Source organism: Phytopseudomonas seleniipraecipitans (assembly GCF_900102335.1).
Lineage (GTDB): Bacteria > Pseudomonadota > Gammaproteobacteria > Pseudomonadales > Pseudomonadaceae > Aquipseudomonas > Aquipseudomonas seleniipraecipitans.
Genome location: NZ_FNBM01000001.1, coordinates 418,619 through 436,900, shown reverse-complemented (window position 1 = coordinate 436,900; position 18,282 = coordinate 418,619). Strand labels below are relative to the sequence as shown.

Genomic DNA, 18,282 nt, shown 5'->3' with positions numbered 1-18,282 from the left:
TCGTGCGCGGCACGCCCGCTCGTGCCGCGCGGTCAGCGCCGGGGCTACATCCGTAGAACAACCGACTTGCAATGAAAAAACCGTATTTGCCTAGCAGAGCGCAGCTGAGCTGTCCAGATATGGAACGGCAAGAGGTTGGCGTATACTGCCGCGATGCCCTCCCCTTACCTGATTGGCAAGCGCTACGCCGGTTGGCTCTCGGCGATCGGATTACTCCTGATGCTCAGCGGCTGCGCGGAACCTCCCAGCAGCCTTGAGCGGATCAAGGAGGAAGGCGTGTTGCGCGTGATAACCCGCAACAGCCCGGCCACGTACTTTCAAGACCGTAACGGCGAAACCGGCTTTGAGTACGAGCTGGTCAAACGCTTCGCCGACGACCTCGACGTGAAGCTGGAAATCCAGACCGCCGACAACCTCGATGACCTGTTTTCACGCCTCGGCCAACCCAACGGCCCAGTGCTCGCTGCTGCTGGTCTGGTAGAAAGCGAGGGCCGCCAGCAGAGCGCGCGCTTCTCTATTCCTTATCTGGAAGTCACCCCGCAGATTGTCTACCGCAACGGCCAGCGTCGCCCGAGCCGCCCCGCCGATCTGGTCGGCAAGCGCATTCTGGTGCTCAAGGGTAGCAGCCATGCGGAGCAATTGGCCGCGTTGAAGGTCGAGGTGCCAGAGCTGCAGTACGAGGAATCGGCGGATGTCGAAGTGGTCGATTTGCTGCGCATGGTGGATGAAGGACAGATCGACCTGACTCTGGTCGACTCCAACGAACTGGCGATGAATCAGGTGTATTTCCCCAATGTGCGTGTCGGCTTCGACCTTGGCGACTCGCGCAATCTCGGCTGGGCCATTGCACCCGGCGAAGACAGCAGCCTGCTGGATCAGGTAGACGGCTTTCTGCGCCGTTCCCAGGACAACGGCAGCCTGCAACGCCTGAAAGAACGCTATTACGGGCACGTCGACGTACTCGGTTATGTCGGCGCCTACACCTTCGCGCAGCACTTGCAGCAGCGCCTGCCGCGTTACGAAAAACACTTCCGCAAGGCGGCCCAGGAACATGGCCTGGACTGGCGCATGCTCGCCGCAGTGGGCTACCAGGAGTCGCTGTGGCAACCCGGCGCCACCTCCAAGACCGGCGTAAGGGGCCTGATGATGCTGACCCTGCGTACCGCACAGGCGATGGGCGTCTCCGACCGCCTCAACCCGCAGCAGAGCATCCAAGGCGGCGCCAAATATCTGGTTCACGTTAAGGAACAGCTACCGGACAGTATTCAGGAGCCGGATCGCACCTGGTTCGCCCTCGCTTCCTACAACGTCGGCGGCGGGCACCTGGAAGATGCACGCAAGCTGACCGAAGCCGAGGGCCTTGATCCCAACAAATGGCTCGACGTGCAGAAGATCCTGCCGCGCCTGTCGCAGAAACAGTGGTACAGCAAGACCCGCTACGGCTATGCCCGCGGCGGCGAGCCGGTGCACTTCGTGCGCAACATCCGCCGCTATTACGACATTCTCACCTGGGTGACCCAACCGCAGCTGGAAGGCAGCCAGGTTGCCGAGAGCGGGCTGCACGTACCGGGCGTCGCCAATGATCACCCCGAGCAGCAGGACAAGACGCCGCTCTGAGTGCTTGCCCACCATTCAAACCGATTCTCGTCCCTGGGTGTCGCTTCGCTCGACCCAGGCTACGTTCTGAGTGTTGACCGTCTTACGCAGCCAACCGTTTCACTAGAGCGCTGTTCATCCTGGGGCAGCCTCAGCCATTCGCCATCGACGGAAGCCAGCTTATGCTGAACAGAAGCAAACTGGTTCCCGAGTTGATGGTGACCGAGCTAGATCGAAGCCTGGAATTTTGGGTGGCATGCCTGGGGTTCACTGTTGCCTATCAGCGCAATGATGAAGGCTTCGCGTACCTGGATATGGACGGCGCCCAGATCATGCTGGAGCAGATCGCCCCGCATGCCGGACAATGGATTACCGGCCCGCTGCAACCGCCCCTGGGCCGCGGTCTTAATCTGCAAATCGATGTTCGCGCTGTGCAACCCATCATCGAGAAGCTCCAACAAGTCGGGCATCCCCTGTTCCGCGCTTGCAAAGACGTCTGGTACCGGGCCGACGAATCCGAGGTGGGGCAGCGCGAATTTCTCGTCCAGGACCCTGACGGCTATCTCGTCAGGTTGGTAGAGCGCCTAGGTGTCAGAGATCAGCAAGTTGCGGAGCCCGCCGGACAGCCGCGATAAGCGCCTGCGCAACATAACTGCCTACCTGGAAATACTTTTCCTAATCTCATGAGCGCGCGCAACGTGGCAGAAACCTGCCTGGGATGGCAGCGCACTGGCTTTACTTGTTCTCTTCCATCCGGCTGAGCAGCGAATCCAGATACTGCTGCGCACTCTGCGCCTCGTCAGGGTCTTGGGTCTGGTTCGCAGCAGCTCGATACCAATACAACGCCTGCTGATAATCACGAGGGACGATCCTGCCACCGTCGTAGATGATCCCCATCAGCTTCTGCGCCCCGGGAACTCCCTTTTCGGCCAGCTTCTTGGTCCAGTTAAAAGACTGCTGGGGATCTTTTGCCACTCCGTCCCCCGTGATGTACTTGGCGGCTACTGCAGTTGCTGCCGTTTCATTGCCTTGTTCGGCGGCCTTGAGCGTCCACGCGAATGCGAGGTCCGCGCGCTTCTCCACCCCCCAGCCGAACTCATGCATACGCCCCAGCCAAACGGCTGCATCCGAGTGACCTTGCTCGGCTGCCTTGGTGTACCACTGTGCGGCCTGCTCAAAGCTCTGCTTGAAGCCCTTGCCCATGTAGTACCGATTGCCCAGTTCGAACTGGGCACCGGCATCGCCCTTGTTGGCAAACTCGACCACAGAGGCGAGGTCGCTGTGCTCATCGAAGGCTGCCGGCTGTGCCATCAAATGCACCGGCTGGAACACGCAAAGGGCCAGAAAGAGGCACAGCGCCAAGAGCCGCTTCGCAGAATCGCGCATGTGAGTTCACCACTGAAAAAGAGAGCGATCATATACAGCGCCGCTGCAGAACGGCGAAACAATCGCTACCTGTTACGCGACGATTGCCGTAGTGGACCTATGGCGCCCTTTCTGAGCCGGCATTAACCCCGCCGCGCCTTGAAAAAGGCCTTCAACATCGCCCCGCATTCCTCCGCCAACACCCCGCCCTCGACCAGCACACGGTGGTTGAGGAAGGCCTGGTCGAAGAACTGGCCGCGGCTCACCGCCATGCCCGCACGCGGTTCGCTGGTGCCAAAGACAATGCGCTGTACGCGCGAGTGGACGATCAGGCCGGCGCACATAGCGCAGGGTTCCAGTGTCACGTACAGGGTGCTGCCTGGCAGACGGTAGTTACTGACGGCCTGGGAGGCGGCACGGATGGCGACCATTTCGGCATGGGCACTGGGATCACTGGTGGAGATCGGGCAATTGAAGCCGCGGCCAATCACCTCGCCGTCCTGCACCAGCACGGCGCCGACCGGCACTTCACCACGGGCAGCGCCTTCGGCGGCCAACTCCAGCGCTTCGCGCATGAAGCGCTGGTCCTGGCTGCGGTCAATGATCAGCGGGGCTCTCAAGCTAAAGCTCTCAAATCAGGGCACTCACGTCAGGCGATCTCGATAGCGGCCATCAGGCCGGTTTCCATATGGTCGATGACGTGGCAATGGAACATCCACACGCCGGGGTTATCGGCCACGAAGGCGATGCGCGCGGTCTCGTTCTTGCCGAGTAGAAAGGTGTCGGTGTAGTACGGCTCGATTTTGCGGCGGTTGGAGTCCAGCACCTTGAAGATCAGCCCGTGCAGGTGGATCGGGTGCTGGTACTGGGCCATGTTGCGCAGCACGAAGATGTAGTGGCCGTCTTTCTTCAACTTGGCGATAGGTCGATCCGCGCAGGTCTTATCGTTGATGTCCCAGGCTTCGCCGTTGATCTGCCAGTATTTGTAGCGCCCGGCAGCTTCGTCTGCAGGTGATGCCAGGGCGGCGGCCCATTCAAAATTGAAGCGCAGGGTTTCGGCGCGGCTCAGGTCCGGCTCGGCGACCGGGTTGGCCGGCAACGCGGGCGGCCACTCACCCGCCGCATCGTTGCTGGCGACCGCCTTGATGGTCGCCAGACGCAGTGGTCCGTTGCGCAGCGACAGTTCATCCGCGCCGACCTCGGGCACCTTGAGCGCCAGGTCGATGCGCATGCCCGGCCCCAGCCAGTACTCCTTGCCCAATGGCCGCGGCGCGATCGGGTTGCCATCCAGTGCATAGAGGCGCGCCTCACCTTTTGGCAGGTTGAGGCGGTAAGTAACGGTGTTATCGACGTTGATCAGTCGCAGGCGCACGACCTGCCCGGCAGGCAATTCCAGAGTCGGCAGCGACACGCCGTTGATGGTCGACAGCCGCCCGCGTGTGCCTTCACGCGCCGCCTCGCGCGGTACGCTAAATGCCGTGAAGGCGCCCTCCTTGTCCACGTGCCAGCTTTTCAGACACAGCGTACGTTCGTGCAGAAAGCCGCTGGGCTCTCGCTCCTCGATGATCAGCGGGCCGACCAGTCCACGCCCCAGTTGCTCGGCGCTGGACTGGTGCGGGTGGTACCAGTAGCTGCCGGCATCCGGGACGATGAAGCGATAGTCGAAGTACTCGCCAGGCAGCACTGGCAACTGCGACACATAAGGCACGCCATCCATTTCCAGCGGCAGGCGGATGCCGTGCCAATGGATGGTGGTCGCCTCGGGCAGATGATTGATGAAGCGCACCCGTAGCTCGTCGCCCTGCCGACAACGCAGCTCGACACCTGGCGCCTGACCGCCAAACGCCCAGGCCGGCGTCACATGGCCGGGCACCAGCTCGATGTCGTGGGGCGCGGCGATCAATTCGTAGTCGTGGGTCTTGCGGTCGAACGGGCGCCCCAGCCAATAACGCGCGCCGCCAGCGCCAAGGCCGACGACGCCAAGGCCGATCAAGCCGCCCAAAACCTGTCTACGGGTGAAACTCATGAAGCCTGCTCCAGAAACGGGACTGCGGTGACGCTAAATCAGGTTGGTCGCACGCGCCTCTGCGAGCGCTAGAAAGCTGCGAACGATACACCTTGAAAGCGAGGGCGTTAAGGCTGCGCCTTTGGAATGTGCCCGACCGAATGTCTTCGCATGATCAGGCATGTCGGTATGGCAGTAGGGTGGATGACGCTCCTTTCATCCACCATCGCGGTCGCGAGACGGTGGACGGATGAAGCATCATCTAGGTGCCCCAGCCCATCCTCCAAAGCAACCTTCACGTCCGCCGATACGCGCGCGTGGTCAGTAAATACACCGGCAACCCCGACACCAGCACGATCAGCGCGGCATAAGGCGCAGCGCCGGCGTACTCGAGGTTGCCGGTGTGCGACCAGACCTTGGTCGCCAAGGTCTCCAGGCCGGTCGGGCCGAGAATCAGGGTCGCCGTGAGTTCCTTCATGCAGTCGAGAAACACCAGCACGAAGCCGGCCCCGATGGCCGGCGAGATGATTGGCAGCGTCACTCGCACGAAGGTGGCAATCGGCGTATGCCCGAGGGTGCGCGCGGCCTCTTCCAGCTGCGGCGATGCCTTCTCCAGCGCCACGCGGATCGGCCCTTGGGCCATGGGCATGAACAGCAACGCGTAGGCCAGCAGCAGCAGAATGCTGGTCTGATACAGCGCCGGCACATAACCGAGGGCGAAAAACACCAGCGACAGGGCGATCACCAGGCCAGGCAACGCATGCAGCAGGTACGGCAAGCGATCCGCCAGCGTGGCCATGCGCCCGTAGTAGCGCACCACGACCAGGCACACCGGCAGCGCCAACAGGCAACTGAGTAAGGCGCCACCAAAGGAATAGGTCAGCGACGACCACAGCGTCTGGGCAATTTCCGCCACCGGAAAGCTGGCCGAACTGCCTTGGACGATCCAGAAGCCCAGCATCACCAGCGGCACCCCGCAACCGACGGCCACCAGCGCCGCCAAAAGCAGCTGCGCCAGAATGCTCCAACGCCCCAGTGGCAACCGTGCCGCACTGCGCGCCACCCCCTGACCGGTGCGTGCATAGCCACGCCCGCGCAGGCGAAACTCGCCCCACAACAACACCATGCACAGCGCCAACAGCAGCGCGGAGAGCATCGCCGCGTTGCTGCCACTGAATTCCAGTTCGAACTGCTGATAGATCGCAGTGGTGAAGGTCTGGTAACGCATGATCGATGGCGCACCGAACTCGACCAGCATGTGCACCGCCACCAGCAGGCTGGTCGCCATCAGCACCGGGCGCAGCAGCGGCAGCGTGACGCGCCAGAACACCTGGCGGCGGCTGCAGCCAAGCATCCGCGCCGACTCCTCCAAAGCAGGATCGAGGCCGCGCAACGTTGCCACCACAGGCAGGTAGATCAGCGGGTACTTCGACAGGATCATCACCAGCACTGTGCCGCCCAGGCCTTCGAACATCGAGCTGATCGACACCCAGGTAAAGCCGCTGACAAACGAAGGAATCGCAAATGGCAGGCACAGCAGCACGTTCCAGTGCCGGCGCCAGCGCAGATCGCTGCGCTCTACCAACCAAGCCAGCGCCAGGCCAAGCAACGCACAGCCGAGGGTGACCAGCACCATCAACTTCAGGGTATTGGCCAACAAGCCGAACACAAAGGGTCGCCAGAGCAACGCCAAGGCCTCGTGCAGCCCGACCTGCGCGGCACGGGCGACCACGAAGAACAGCGGCAATGCGGCAAGCAGCAGCAGGGCCAGGATCGGCAGCTGCAGCCAGATCGGCGGTGCCTTGCGCCGCCGCGTGGTGGCGGCCACTGGCGGCAACGGCAGTTCCGGGGTTACTGCCTGGGGTTGCATGCTCAGTTCATACCCACTTCGCGCTGCAGCTCCAACGCATCTTCGGCCAGGCCGATCTGCGCGGCGGTGATGGCCGGCGGCTTGAGCTGGTCATAGGGTTTGAGCAGCGGATCGGCCTGCACCTTCGGGTTGACCGGGTACTCGGCGGATTTGCTCAGGATGGCCTGCTGCCCTTCCTCGCTGATCATGAAGGCAAGAAACTGCTGAGCTTCTTTCGGGTGCTTGCTGGCCTTGACCACGGCCGCACCGGATACGCTCGACAGGCCGCCGGCATCGCCATCGGCAAAGTAGTGCAGCTTGGATTTCAGCTCGCCCTTCTCTTTCTTCAACGCCGTCCAGTAGTAGCTGTTGACCAGCGCAGCGCCTACCTCACCATTCTCAACGGCTTTCATGGCGATGACATTATTGGTGTAGGTACCGCCGAACGCCTTGAGGCCCGTCAGCCATTCTTCGGCTGCCTCGCGACCATTGAGGCGGATGACGGCTGCCGTCTGACCAAGGAACTCGCCGCTGCTCGGCACGAAGGCGATCTTGCCAGCCCACTCGGGATCGGCCACTTCCAGCACGCTTTTAGGCAGTTCGGCCTCGTTTACCAGATCCGGGTTGTAGGCCAGCACACGCACGCGCGAGGTGATGCCGATCCAGTTGCCATTGTCGTCGGAGAACTTGGCATCGATCTGTTTGAGGGTGCTGTCATCCACCTTGGCCAACAGCCCCTGGCTGCCGAGCTTGATCAGCGGCGGCGCTTCTTCGGTGTAAATGATGTCCGCTGGTGAGCGCTCGCCTTCTTCGGCAATCTGGTTGGCCAACTGGCCGCCGCCGCCCTTGCGGATCAGCACCTTGATGCCGGTCTTCTTCTCGAAAGCAGCAGCCACAGCCTTGCCGGTCGACTCGTGCTGGCCGTTGTACAGCGTCAGGGATACCGCATCATCGGCACGAACAGCGCTGGCGAACAGCAACCCGCAAGACAGAACACCTACACCAATCGCGCGCGCTAGAACGGTTACTCGTTGTGCCGACATAAAAGTCACCCTCTCTGAAACAAAAAGTTACCAGGGGATTATACCGGCCAATTGCACCTGATTCTCAAGTAATCCTTTACCGCTGCTTTGCACCGTCGCTGCGGGCCTGCAAACGGCTCGCATCAGCGACGCGAGCAATCCCTAGGGTGTGCTGACGGTCGAACTGCTTCCGCTGGCCAAGCTGCACGTCCGGAAATAATCGCGCGAAGCGATTGCGGACGATCCACTCCCGTTCTGCGCCCTCTCAGGAGCAGGACGCGCAGGACGCAGGTGGTGCCCATGATTTACAGCTTGCCAAAAACGCGCTGCGGCCTTCTGCTACACGAAAATTTGAACCTCACAGCGGGACACGCGAATGATCGACTTCAACAACAAGGGCTTTTTCAAACTCAAGCAGAACGACGAATACGCCCAGCGCGTCGCCGCCTTGCTGCTGGAAGACGAACACGTTATCGACGCTTACAAGTCCATGCGCGACGGCGTGGTATTTACCAACAAACGCATCATCGCCGTAAACGTACAGGGCCTGACCGGCAGCAAGAAGGACTTCACTTCCCTGCCCTACAAGAACATCGTCGCCTACTCGATCGAAACCTCGGGCACCTTCGATCTCGACTCGGAACTGGAAATCCATTTCTCGTCACTCGGCAAAGTGAAATTCGAATTCACCGGCAAGACCGCGATAGTGGAAATTTCGAAGCTTATTTCGGCGCATGTATTTGGCTGATGCCAGAGAGATGCGCTATTTTCGAGGTATTCAAAACTGAAAAGGCGCGAATCGACTGGCGATTCGCGCCTTTTTCATTAGCGGTGTATTCCGTGATTGCCTGGCCCAGAAAGGCCTCGCCTATCACGGCGCGTTGACCGATTGGTACGAAACCGCTCGGGCGTCGCTCTACTGTTTTACCAGTTGTAGCTAACTTTCGCTGTCACCTCGCGGCCGGGGTTGTAGTAGTTGGCTGTACCAGAGCCAACCACATGCTGCTCATCCAACAGATTGCTGACGTTAATGGCCAGGTCGGTGCCTTTGGTGATGTTGTAGTTGAACGCCGTATCAAACAATGTTGTGCCATCACTTTTGCTCGTATTGGCGGCGTCAAAGTAATAGGAGCCCACGTAACGTGCCCCCAACCCCACACTCATGCTTGTGCCTGGCAGATCGTAATAGGTCCAGAGCGATGCGGAGTGCTCTGGCGTGACCTCAAAATCATTTCCCTTTAAGGAAGTACCGTTGCGCAGCGTGCCACGGACGACATCCGAGTCCATGAAGGAATAACCACCAACCACGCTTAGATTATCAGTCAGCTCAGCCTTAGCTTCTAAGTCGAGGCCGCGCACCTTTGTCTCACCGACATTTTGCTGCTGGATACCGCCGCCTGGGACGACGACAGCGATAGTGACATTTTCCTGGGTAAGGTCGTAAACGGCAGCCGAGAACAGTGCATTCATTCCCAACGGGGAATACTTCACACCAACCTCATACTGTTTACCGCGCTTGGGAGTGGCACCGATTACCGGCGGCGATACTGACTCCACCATGCTGACGTAAGTTGAAACCTCATCAGTAACGATATAGGTCAACGCGCCACGGTAGGAGGTTTCAGAGAAACTGTCGCTGTCGTCAAATCTTGTAACGACTCCACTATTGGAGATATTGGCCCCTTTGCTAGATAAGTCCATGGAGTCGTTGCGTACACCACCGGTGATAATAAAGCGCTCATAGAGCGATAGATTTTGCTGCAGGAATACCGACTTGGTGGTGTAGTCCCGCGTCTCGAGACTCGTAGGCTGCAGTCCTAACGGAGCACCGCTATAAATCGGATTAGCAATATCGATGGACGCCACATTTTGGCGATAAATGGAACGAGCATCAGTTGACGAGTCACCATACTCCACTCCGACCATAGTACTACTGTCGACATTCTCGAAGCGAGCATCGTACTGCAGCATCAGGTTGCCATTGACCTGCTCGGAGTCGGTATCAGTACCAAAAACGTCACGATTGCGCACGGTTCCTGTGCCGGTACCGTTCAAATAAAGGTAAGCAAAATCATCCGTTAACTCGCTGTAACGGAGATTGCTACGCAGAACGAAACCATTGTCAAAGTCGTGACTGAAACCACCACTGATATTGGTGCGTTCGACATCGTGGAAGTTGTAGCCAGGCTCTCCGAAGAAATCGCTGCGGTCATATTCCCGATCCAACGGATAACCACCACTGTTGGGCGTGCTCTTGGTCTTGAGATGATCCACAACCAAAGTCGCCGAGGTAAAGGCAGTAGGCGCCCAAGTCAGGCCACCCATGACGAAACCGTTGTCGTCCCGGGAGTGGTCGTACTCACGGTCGCTGTCTTGCAGCTTGCCGGTGAAGCGGTAAGCCAGGGTCTGGTCAGCGTTCAGCGAGTCGCCGACGTCGATGCCAGTTTCTTTATGGTTGAAAGAACCATAAGTGGCGAAGACCTGACCGTGCTTCTCGAAACGCGGCTTCTTGGTAACGAAGTTTACCGAGCCACCTGGATCGGCCGCACCGAACAACGTGGAGTTGGCCCCACGCAGCACTTCGACACGCTCGTAGGCAAATGGCTCTTCACGAACACCGCGCATCGAGCCCAGGGTCAAGCCGTCGCGATAGGTGGTGGCCTGAAAGCCACGAATCTTGAAATAGTCGTTACGGTCATCAGTGCCGTAGTAATCAGTAATGATGCCAGGCGTGTATTGCAGAAGCTCTTCGGTGGTGTTGACGCTGCGCTGCTCGATTTCCTTTTGCGTGATCACCGAAACGGAAGCAGGCGTATTGAGGATACTGGTAGCGACCTTCCCGCCAACCCACAGTTCTTGAGCAACCACCGAGCTGGCATCGTCACCCGCAGCAGCCTGGGAGTTGACGATGATCGGTGCGAGGCGGTAGCTCTCCTCTTCACCGATGGTAATCGCTTCTTGGGCACTAGCGCCGAGCGGAACCGCCACCAGCGGGGCGCAGAACAGCGCTGCCGTAGCGGCACGCTGCCAATGGACAGATGCGTTGATTACCCCGGGTTTACTCTCAGTCATGCTCAAGATCCTTGGATTCTTAGAAGGCTTCCGCCGTTAGCCCTTCGTTTTTATCGCGACGCTCACGCGGAGGTCGTACAACCTCAATCATATTCGAAAATACCTATCACAACGATAGTCATTAACAAATAAGAACCGAAACACCTCCAAAAACCGACAGACCGCACGGGCTGTCGAGTCCCTCGTGGGTGACATTCAGATAAACACCCTCTCTACCAACGCGCATAAAAAAGGGGCGCCGTCTGTGCAGCGCCCCTTTTTAGGCCTTACGCATGGATCATTTTCTGGCAAAACCTCGAATGCCCTCGCGCTTAAGCCAAGAGCAAAAACCATCCCGCCTCAGGAAAAGCGCCAATGGCAGAGGACGGCCCATGGGCGGTAATCATCGATGCTGTTCGACGGCGCTTGCCTGGCTTCAGCAATTACGAGCGACTGACGGAACGAAAGCAAAGTGCCACTAGTCGTAAAGAGTGCAAAAAGCTGAGGATCGGCCGAAACAATCTCATGAGAGCAGCGTTCAGCTCTGCTCGGTCCAGGCTGGAAAGGATAATCCGCTCGGTTATTTATCTGGTTGTATTTTCAGAGCGTCCTGATGAAGAAAACACTGCTCGGCGTGCGAGCGTTGATGTCCGTGCCTAAAGACAATCCCGGTCTGGTCAAGGCGCAATACATCGCGCTGTCTCGCCAATTGCCCATGATGTATTTCATCCTCCTGATCAACACCCTGATGTTGGCGGGCACCCACTTTGCGGTCGCGCCGCGCTGGCTGGTGGTCTATTGCCCGTTGCTCATGACGCTTTTCGCAGTAATTCGTACGGCGGAATGGATACGCACACGCAGGCAGACGCGCAGCCCGGCGCAGATGCTGACGGCGCTTAAGCGCACCAATATGCTCGCGCCGTTTGTGGCCGTGGCGTTCACCGCCTGGTCGCTGGCGCTGTTCCCCTATGGCGACAGCTATGCCCAGGCGCATGTCGCCTTTTATATGGCGATCACCGTCATTGGCTGCATCTTTTGCATGATGCACCTGCTGCCAGCAGCCCTGGCCACCACCGCAGTGGTCAACACCGCATTCGTGGTGTTCTTCGCATCCACCAACATCATTACCTTTATCGCCACTGCGGTTGACGTCCTGCTGGTGTCCATCGCCATGCTGGTCATTCTCAAGGCGCAGTACGCCGACTTCACTCGACTGGTGAACATGCAGGCGCATACGGCAAATCTCAGCGAGGAAAACCTTCACCTGGCCAATCAGGACAGCCTGACCGGGCTGGCCAATCGGCGGCAGTTCTTTTCCCGCCTCGATGCGGCACTGTCCCGCGCCAGTGAACAGGAGACTCGCCTGGCCGTGGGGCTGATCGACCTGGATGGCTTCAAGCCAGTCAATGATCTGTATGGCCACAGCATTGGTGACAAGCTGCTCTATCAGGTTGGCCAGCGCCTGACCGGGCTGCTTGAGGACGATGTGCACCTGGCGCGGCTGGGAGGCGACGAGTTCGCACTGATCATCACTCAGGCCATGAGCGACGACCAGTTGCGGACGTTTGGCGAGAAAATCTGCGCTAGCATGCGCGAGCCGTTTCTGCTGGTGGACATCCCAATTCAGATCAGTGCGTCACTGGGCATCGCGACCTTCCCGGATCAGGCATCCTGCGCCACGCAAGTGTATGAGTACGCCGACTATGCCCTGTATCAGAGCAAGCGCCATCGCCCCGGTACGGTCTGCCTGTTCAGCGCTGCCCATCGCCAGCAGCTCAATCGCGAAGGGCTGACCGAACAGGCCCTGCGCAGGGCCGATCTGGATTGTGAATTTCACGTGGTGTTCCAGCCCATCGTGGATGTTCTCCGTGGGCGAACGATGGCGTTCGAGGCACTGGCACGCTGGGAAAGCCCAGAGCTGGGTAACGTGCCGCCCAGTGAGTTCATCCCGATTGCCGAGCGCGTCGGCATGGTCAATCGCCTCACGGTGCCATTGCTGAGCAAGGCACTGGACGCGGCCGCGAGCTGGCCTGCGGGTATCCGCCTGTCATTCAACCTGTCCGCCCACGACTGTGGTTCGGAGGACGCCGCCCAGCAGATCGTCGAGGTGATCAAGAGCAGCCGTTTCGACCCCGCCTGCCTCGATCTGGAAATCACCGAAACCGCAGCCATCCAGGACCTGCCTCAAACCCAGCGAGCAATCAGCCGGTTTCGCGAGCTGGGCTGCGGCATTTCCCTCGATGATTTCGGCACCGGCTATTCCAGCCTGAGCCAGATCCACGCGCTGTCACTGACCAAACTGAAGGTGGATCGCACCTTCGTGGCCAATATCCACCTCGACCCGTCCAGCTTCAAGATCGTCAAGTCGCTGATTGCCCTGTGCCAGGACATGCAGCTGGAATGCATCGTGGAAGGCGTGGAAACCGCCGCAGAACTGGACGCCCTGAAAAACCTAGGCTGCACTTGGGCCCAGGGCTACCTGTTCTCAAAACCCATGCACGCCAGCGACATCAGCACCTGGCTTGAAGGCGAGCACCTGGCCAAGGTGCTGGCGGTTTAATTTACCGATAGGGCAAGGCGCAACTCGAGCTCACGCCCTGAGAGCCACACAAACGCTACTCGAGTTTGCCAGCCTCAAAGCGCCAAAAGCCCGCAATTACGCGGGCTTTGGGTTTTCCTGACCACTTACTACCGGCTTACGCCGGACGCGGGATCACTCCCACTCGATGGTCGCTGGCGGCTTGCTCGATACGTCGTAGGTGACGCGGGAGATGCCGTCGATTTCGTTAATGATGCGGCCGCTGACGGTTTCCAGCAGTTCGTACGGCAGGTGTGCCCAGCGGGCGGTCATGAAGTCGATGGTTTCCACCGCACGCAGGGCTACGACCCAGGCGTAACGGCGGCCGTCACCGACCACGCCAACCGATTTCACCGGCTGGAACACCACGAACGCCTGGCTGACCTTGTGGTACCAGTCGGCCTTGCGCAGTTCTTCGATGAAGATGTGGTCGGCGCGACGCAGCAGGTCGGCGTACTCCTTCTTCACTTCACCGAGGATACGCACGCCCAGGCCCGGGCCCGGGAATGGGTGGCGGTAGACCATGTCGTACGGCAGGCCCAGCTCGAGGCCGAGGCGCCGCACTTCGTCCTTGAACAGTTCGCGTAACGGCTCGACCAGCTTGAGGTTCATTTCCTCGGGCAGGCCGCCAACGTTGTGGTGCGACTTGATCACGTGGGCCTTGCCGCTCTTGGCGCCCGCGGACTCGATCACGTCCGGGTAGATGGTGCCTTGCGCCAGGAACTGGATGTTGTCGAGCTGGCTGGCCTGGGCATCGAACACGTCGATGAAGGTGCGGCCGATGATCTTGCGCTTCTTCTCCGGGTCGGCTTCGCCGGCCAGGTTGTCGAGGAACTGCGCTTCGGCGTTGGCACGGATCACCTTGACGCCCATGTTCTCGGCGAACATGGCCATCACCTGCTCGCCTTCGTGCAGGCGCAGCAGGCCGTTGTCGACGAATACGCAGGTCAGTTGATCACCGATGGCCTTGTGCAGCAGCGCCGCAACCACCGAGGAGTCCACGCCGCCGGACAGGCCGAGCAGCACATTGGCGTCGCCCACCTGGGCGCGCACCTGGGCGATGGCGTCTTCGGCGATCTTCGACGGCGTCCACAGGGCTTCGCAGCCGCAGATGTCGAGGATGAAGCGCGACAGGATGCGCTCGCCCTGCTTGGTGTGGGTCACTTCCGGGTGGAACTGCACGCCGTAGTAGTTGCGGTCGTCGTCGAACATGCCGGCGATCGGGCAGCTTGGTGTGCTGGCCAGCACGTGGAAGCCAGCCGGAATTTCGGTGACCTTGTCGCCGTGGCTCATCCACACGTCGAGGCCGAAAACGCCATCGGCGTCGACGTGGTCTTCGATGCCGTCGAGGATGCGGCTCTTGCCGACCACATCAACGCGGGCGTAGCCGAATTCGCGCAGGTCGGAACCGGAGACGCGACCGCCCAACTGCTCGGCCATGGTCTGCATGCCGTAGCAGATGCCGAACACCGGCACGCCGAGGTCGAACACCGCTTGCGGGCAACGCGGGCTGTCGGCTTCGTGTACCGACTCCGGACCACCGGCGAGGATGACGCCGCGCGGGGCGAATTCGCGAATCGCCTCATCGTCCATGTCGAATGGGTGCAGCTCGCAGTACACGCCGATTTCGCGCACGCGGCGGGCGATCAGCTGGGTGTACTGGGAACCGAAATCGAGGATCAGGATGCGGTGAGCGTGGATGTCGAGGGCCATGACTAGTTCTCGTCAGTGGAAAGCAGAAACAACGCGGGGCTGTCGATACAGCCCCGTTCTTCATACAGTGCAAAAATCGATTTGCCGCGTCGCGAGCGATGAGCAGGCAAGGCGGAGAGAAGCGAGAAAGCGGAGTTTGCTGGAGCAAATGAGCATTTCGAGCTTCTCTCCAACGCAGCATGCTCAAGCGCAGCAGCGTCAAATCGATTTTTCAGCCTACGCGGTAGTTCGGGGCCTCTTTAGTGATCTGCACGTCATGAACGTGAGATTCGGCCATGCCGGCACCAGTGATACGCACGAACTCGGGCTTGGTGCGCATCTCTTCGATGGTTGCGCAGCCGGTGTAACCCATGGAGGCACGCAGGCCGCCCATCAGCTGATGGACGATCGAGCCCATGGCGCCCTTGTAGGCCACGCGGCCTTCGATGCCTTCCGGCACCAGCTTCTCGGCACCGGCAGCGGAATCCTGGAAGTAGCGATCCGAGGAGCCCTGCGCCTGGGACATGGCGCCCAGCGAGCCCATGCCGCGGTAAGCCTTGTAAGAACGGCCCTGGAACAGCTCGATCTCGCCCGGCGCTTCTTCAGTACCAGCGAGCATGGAGCCGATCATCACGCAGGAAGCACCGGCAACGATGGCCTTGGACAGGTCACCGGAGAAGCGGATGCCGCCATCGGCGATCAATGGGATGCCAGTGCCTTCCAGCGCCGCGGCCACATTGGCGACTGCGGAAATCTGCGGCACGCCAACGCCTGCGACGATACGGGTGGTGCAGATCGAGCCTGGGCCGATGCCGACCTTGACCGCATCAGCGCCCGCTTCGGCCAGCGCCAGTGCAGCGGCGCCAGTGGCGATGTTGCCGCCAATCACCTGGATGTCCGGGAAGTTCTGCTTGACCCAGCGCACGCGCTCGATCACGCCCTTGGAGTGGCCGTGAGCGGTGTCGACGATGATCACGTCCACGCCGGCATTGGCCAGGGCGGTAACGCGGTCGCCGGTGTCAGCGCCCGTGCCCACGGCAGCGCCAACGCGCAGACGACCTTGATCGTCCTTGCTGGCCAGCGGGTAGGCTTTGGCTTTTTCGATGTCGTTGACCGTCATCATGCCCTTGAGGGCAAATTTGTCGTCGACGATCAGCACGCGCTCGATGCGGTTCTTGTGCAGCAATTCGCGGGCTTCGTTCTTGTCCGCACCTTCGCGGACGGTGACCAAACGCTCTTTAGGCGTCATCACGTCACGAACCAGAGCGTCCAGGCGGTTCTCGAAGCGCACGTCACGGGAGGTGACGATGCCGACCAGATCACCATCGTGCAGCACCGGAACACCGGAGATGTTGTGCATGCGGGTGAGCTCGAACAGGTCACGCACGGTGGCGTCGGCCTCAATGGTGATCGGGTCTTTGACCACACCGGATTCGAACTTCTTGACCTTGCGGACTTCGGCCGCCTGCTGGTCGATGGTCATGTTCTTGTGGATGATGCCGATGCCGCCCTCCTGCGCCATGGCAATGGCCAGGCGGGCTTCGGTCACGGTATCCATGGCCGCGGAAAGCAGCGGAATATTCAACTCGATGCCACGGGTGAGGCGAGTCTTGAGGCTGACGTCCTTCGGCAGAACATCGGAGAAACCGGGAATAAGTAGAACGTCGTCGAAGGTAAGAGCTTCTTGACTAATACGCAGCATGGCGGGGGCTCCCAGACGGGAAAATTGGAAGCGCGCCATTATACCGAGTCAGCCCCTGTCACTCAATGTAAAGAATCGGGATCGACCGTTTGGCAATTAATATCAGCGATTCTCAATAAGCGGGGAACCGAAGCGCATTCATGTAGCCTGATCTATTCAGGCTCAAGGAAGAGCTCCCCTTTCCTCGCGGCAGCGCCGTTCCACCGGTCGATCTCCAGGCCACCACGGGCACGCGCTGCTTCAGCAACACCCTCCTTTCATGCCTGCACCAGTGCCACCGGGTAGCCCAGCCGCTCGGCAAACTCTTCGAGAAAGGCCGACGTGAAGCGCGCCTCGGCCCAGCCATTGAAGATGAATCCCAGGTTGGAAAACCCGCAAGGCTGCAGAAACAGAAAACCGTTGATGTCATCTTCGTGCCGGCATTCGGGGCAGGTGAAGTTATCGGTGTCCCCCGGCATCCACTCATCCAGGCTCTCGAACAGCGCCTCGCCGACTTCCCGGCGGCACTCGGGGCAGCCGGCTTCTTCAAGAAAATCGCCCACGGGCGTATAGATGCAGCGCCGATAAATCACTTCCAGGCCATTGATGGGCTGACCGAACGGCAGCCGTTCAGCAGACTCGACCACCCTGCTCGCCCCCGGCGCGATGGCGTAGGCCATGCCGCTGCGCCCGCAGGTGGTGGGCAGCGCCTCGACGATATCGCGCTTGGCCAGCCAACGGAGAATTTGCTGCGCCTTGCGCTCGTGGCCAGGGAAGGTGGAAATCCGTGGGACGACGATGCTTTGAGTGGCCATGGCCTTGCCTTCGAGGAACTGTAAAACCGCGAAGCTTAGGGGCTGCTGGCAATCGATCACAAGCCACAACGCGCCTGGCCGACAGGCTGCCCTTGTCGACCAGGGCATCAACCCGTGATTAGCGGCAGGCCAAGGTGCTGGCCTGGCGACGGCTGAAATGGCGCTCACGCAGGCTGTCGTACGCCCAGTTGTAGCCCAGGGTGTAAGGCAGGAAGAACAGGATCAGGCCAATGTCCAGGAAGAACGCCGCCAGCAGGCTGATCGACAACCACCAGGCCGCCAAGGGCACCAGCACCAGAATCAGGCCGGCCTCGAACAGCAAGGCATGACTGATCCGCGCCCACAGGCCGCGCTCGAAACCCATACGCCGCTGAGCGGCGTCGAACAGGACGTTGAAAATCATGTTCCAGAGCATGGCGATGGCCGAGAACATCAGCGTCAATGCGCCCATATGCGCCAGGGATTTACCCATGGCCCAAGCCAGCAATGGCGCACACACCACCACGGCGATGACTTCGAACAGGGTGGCGTGCAGCACGCGCTCTTTGAAAGAGCGGCGGACAAGGTGTTTGGACTGGCTCATTTTCAAACTCGCTGGATAACGTCAATGGCGCTATCCTCATCGGAA

The 18,282-nt window shown here is 60.1% G+C and carries 14 protein-coding genes; 4 read left to right on the top strand and 10 right to left on the bottom strand.

The window, feature by feature from the left end:
* Positions 1-153: 153 nt before the first annotated feature.
* Both mltF and BLS60_RS02070 read left to right on the top strand, forming a co-directional pair.
* Positions 154-1,617, top strand: coding sequence for a membrane-bound lytic murein transglycosylase MltF (gene mltF, locus BLS60_RS02075; protein WP_092364078.1), 1,464 nt, complete (start codon positions 154-156; stop codon positions 1,615-1,617).
* Between the two features lie 161 nt (positions 1,618-1,778).
* A complete protein-coding gene (locus BLS60_RS02070) occupies positions 1,779-2,231 on the top strand; it encodes a bleomycin resistance protein (RefSeq protein ID WP_092364075.1) in 453 nt (150 codons plus the stop codon).
* 100 nt (positions 2,232-2,331) lie between these two features.
* Here the strand turns inward: BLS60_RS02070 and BLS60_RS02065 are convergent, their stop codons facing one another.
* The 5 genes from BLS60_RS02065 to BLS60_RS02045 all read right to left on the bottom strand — a co-directional run bounded on the left by BLS60_RS02065 (position 2,332) and on the right by BLS60_RS02045 (position 7,858).
* Positions 2,332-2,982 (bottom strand): tetratricopeptide repeat protein, encoded by a 651-nt coding sequence (locus BLS60_RS02065; RefSeq protein ID WP_092364072.1) that lies wholly within the window; start codon positions 2,980-2,982, stop codon positions 2,332-2,334.
* Between the two features lie 122 nt (positions 2,983-3,104).
* Positions 3,105-3,581 carry a tRNA adenosine(34) deaminase TadA gene (tadA, locus tag BLS60_RS02060; protein WP_092364070.1) on the bottom strand — a complete coding sequence of 159 codons (477 nt, stop codon included), beginning with the start codon at positions 3,579-3,581 and terminating at the stop codon, positions 3,105-3,107.
* Positions 3,582-3,610: 29 nt separating this feature from the next.
* Positions 3,611-4,987 carry a multicopper oxidase family protein gene (locus tag BLS60_RS02055; RefSeq protein WP_092364067.1) on the bottom strand — a complete coding sequence of 459 codons (1,377 nt, stop codon included), beginning with the start codon at positions 4,985-4,987 and terminating at the stop codon, positions 3,611-3,613.
* A 274-nt stretch (positions 4,988-5,261) separates the two neighbouring features.
* Positions 5,262-6,836, bottom strand: coding sequence for an ABC transporter permease (locus BLS60_RS02050; protein WP_070883812.1), 1,575 nt, complete (start codon positions 6,834-6,836; stop codon positions 5,262-5,264).
* Positions 6,837-6,838: 2 nt separating this feature from the next.
* Positions 6,839-7,858, bottom strand: coding sequence for an extracellular solute-binding protein (locus BLS60_RS02045; RefSeq protein WP_092364064.1), 1,020 nt, complete (start codon positions 7,856-7,858; stop codon positions 6,839-6,841).
* Positions 7,859-8,213: 355 nt separating this feature from the next.
* On the opposite strand from BLS60_RS02045, the gene BLS60_RS02040 reads away from it, so the two are divergent.
* Positions 8,214-8,585 (top strand): PH domain-containing protein, encoded by a 372-nt coding sequence (locus BLS60_RS02040; RefSeq protein WP_092364061.1) that lies wholly within the window; start codon positions 8,214-8,216, stop codon positions 8,583-8,585.
* Positions 8,586-8,761: 176 nt separating this feature from the next.
* On the opposite strand, the gene BLS60_RS02035 is transcribed toward BLS60_RS02040, so the two are convergent.
* A complete protein-coding gene (locus BLS60_RS02035) occupies positions 8,762-10,909 on the bottom strand; it encodes a TonB-dependent siderophore receptor (RefSeq protein ID WP_070883815.1) in 2,148 nt (715 codons plus the stop codon).
* Positions 10,910-11,501: 592 nt separating this feature from the next.
* Between BLS60_RS02035 and BLS60_RS02030 the strand changes: the two genes are divergently transcribed.
* The gene (locus BLS60_RS02030) at positions 11,502-13,448 is read left to right on the top strand and encodes a putative bifunctional diguanylate cyclase/phosphodiesterase (protein ID WP_092365271.1); all 1,947 of its coding nucleotides are present in this window, start codon (positions 11,502-11,504) and stop codon (positions 13,446-13,448) included.
* Between the two features lie 153 nt (positions 13,449-13,601).
* Here BLS60_RS02030 and guaA read toward each other — a convergent pair whose 3' ends face one another.
* From guaA to BLS60_RS02010, 4 genes are all read right to left on the bottom strand, one after another.
* Entirely contained in the window at positions 13,602-15,179 is a 1,578-nt protein-coding gene (guaA, locus tag BLS60_RS02025; RefSeq protein WP_070883817.1) for a glutamine-hydrolyzing GMP synthase, read from the bottom strand.
* A gap of 211 nt (positions 15,180-15,390) precedes the next feature.
* On the bottom strand, positions 15,391-16,860 hold the full coding sequence (gene guaB / locus BLS60_RS02020) for an IMP dehydrogenase (protein WP_070883818.1): 1,470 nt from the start codon (positions 16,858-16,860) through the stop codon (positions 15,391-15,393).
* Positions 16,861-17,117: 257 nt separating this feature from the next.
* The gene (locus tag BLS60_RS02015; protein ID WP_092365268.1) at positions 17,118-17,654 is read right to left on the bottom strand and encodes a sugar ABC transporter ATPase; all 537 of its coding nucleotides are present in this window, start codon (positions 17,652-17,654) and stop codon (positions 17,118-17,120) included.
* 118 nt (positions 17,655-17,772) lie between these two features.
* Positions 17,773-18,237: a multidrug/biocide efflux PACE transporter gene (locus tag BLS60_RS02010; protein ID WP_092364058.1), complete on the bottom strand. Its 465-nt coding sequence runs from the start codon at positions 18,235-18,237 to the stop codon at positions 17,773-17,775.
* Between the last annotated feature and the right edge of the window lie 45 nt (positions 18,238-18,282).

Excerpts from the sequence above, each read along its gene's own strand:
- mltF (WP_092364078.1), top strand. The coding sequence starts at position 154 with ATGCCCTCCCCTTACCTGATTGGCAAGCGCTACGCCGGTTGGCTCTCG.
- BLS60_RS02070 (WP_092364075.1), top strand. The coding sequence starts at position 1,779 with ATGCTGAACAGAAGCAAACTGGTTCCCGAGTTGATGGTGACCGAGCTA.
- BLS60_RS02065 (WP_092364072.1), bottom strand. The coding sequence starts at position 2,982 with ATGCGCGATTCTGCGAAGCGGCTCTTGGCGCTGTGCCTCTTTCTGGCC.
- BLS60_RS02030 (WP_092365271.1), top strand. The coding sequence starts at position 11,502 with ATGAAGAAAACACTGCTCGGCGTGCGAGCGTTGATGTCCGTGCCTAAA.
- BLS60_RS02055 (WP_092364067.1), bottom strand. The coding sequence starts at position 4,987 with ATGAGTTTCACCCGTAGACAGGTTTTGGGCGGCTTGATCGGCCTTGGC.
- guaB (WP_070883818.1), bottom strand. The coding sequence starts at position 16,860 with ATGCTGCGTATTAGTCAAGAAGCTCTTACCTTCGACGACGTTCTACTT.
- BLS60_RS02010 (WP_092364058.1), bottom strand. The coding sequence starts at position 18,237 with ATGAGCCAGTCCAAACACCTTGTCCGCCGCTCTTTCAAAGAGCGCGTG.
- guaA (WP_070883817.1), bottom strand. The coding sequence starts at position 15,179 with ATGGCCCTCGACATCCACGCTCACCGCATCCTGATCCTCGATTTCGGT.
- BLS60_RS02050 (WP_070883812.1), bottom strand. The coding sequence starts at position 6,836 with ATGCAACCCCAGGCAGTAACCCCGGAACTGCCGTTGCCGCCAGTGGCC.
- BLS60_RS02035 (WP_070883815.1), bottom strand. The coding sequence starts at position 10,909 with ATGACTGAGAGTAAACCCGGGGTAATCAACGCATCTGTCCATTGGCAG.
- BLS60_RS02040 (WP_092364061.1), top strand. The coding sequence starts at position 8,214 with ATGATCGACTTCAACAACAAGGGCTTTTTCAAACTCAAGCAGAACGAC.
- BLS60_RS02045 (WP_092364064.1), bottom strand. The coding sequence starts at position 7,858 with ATGTCGGCACAACGAGTAACCGTTCTAGCGCGCGCGATTGGTGTAGGT.
- BLS60_RS02015 (WP_092365268.1), bottom strand. The coding sequence starts at position 17,654 with ATGGCCACTCAAAGCATCGTCGTCCCACGGATTTCCACCTTCCCTGGC.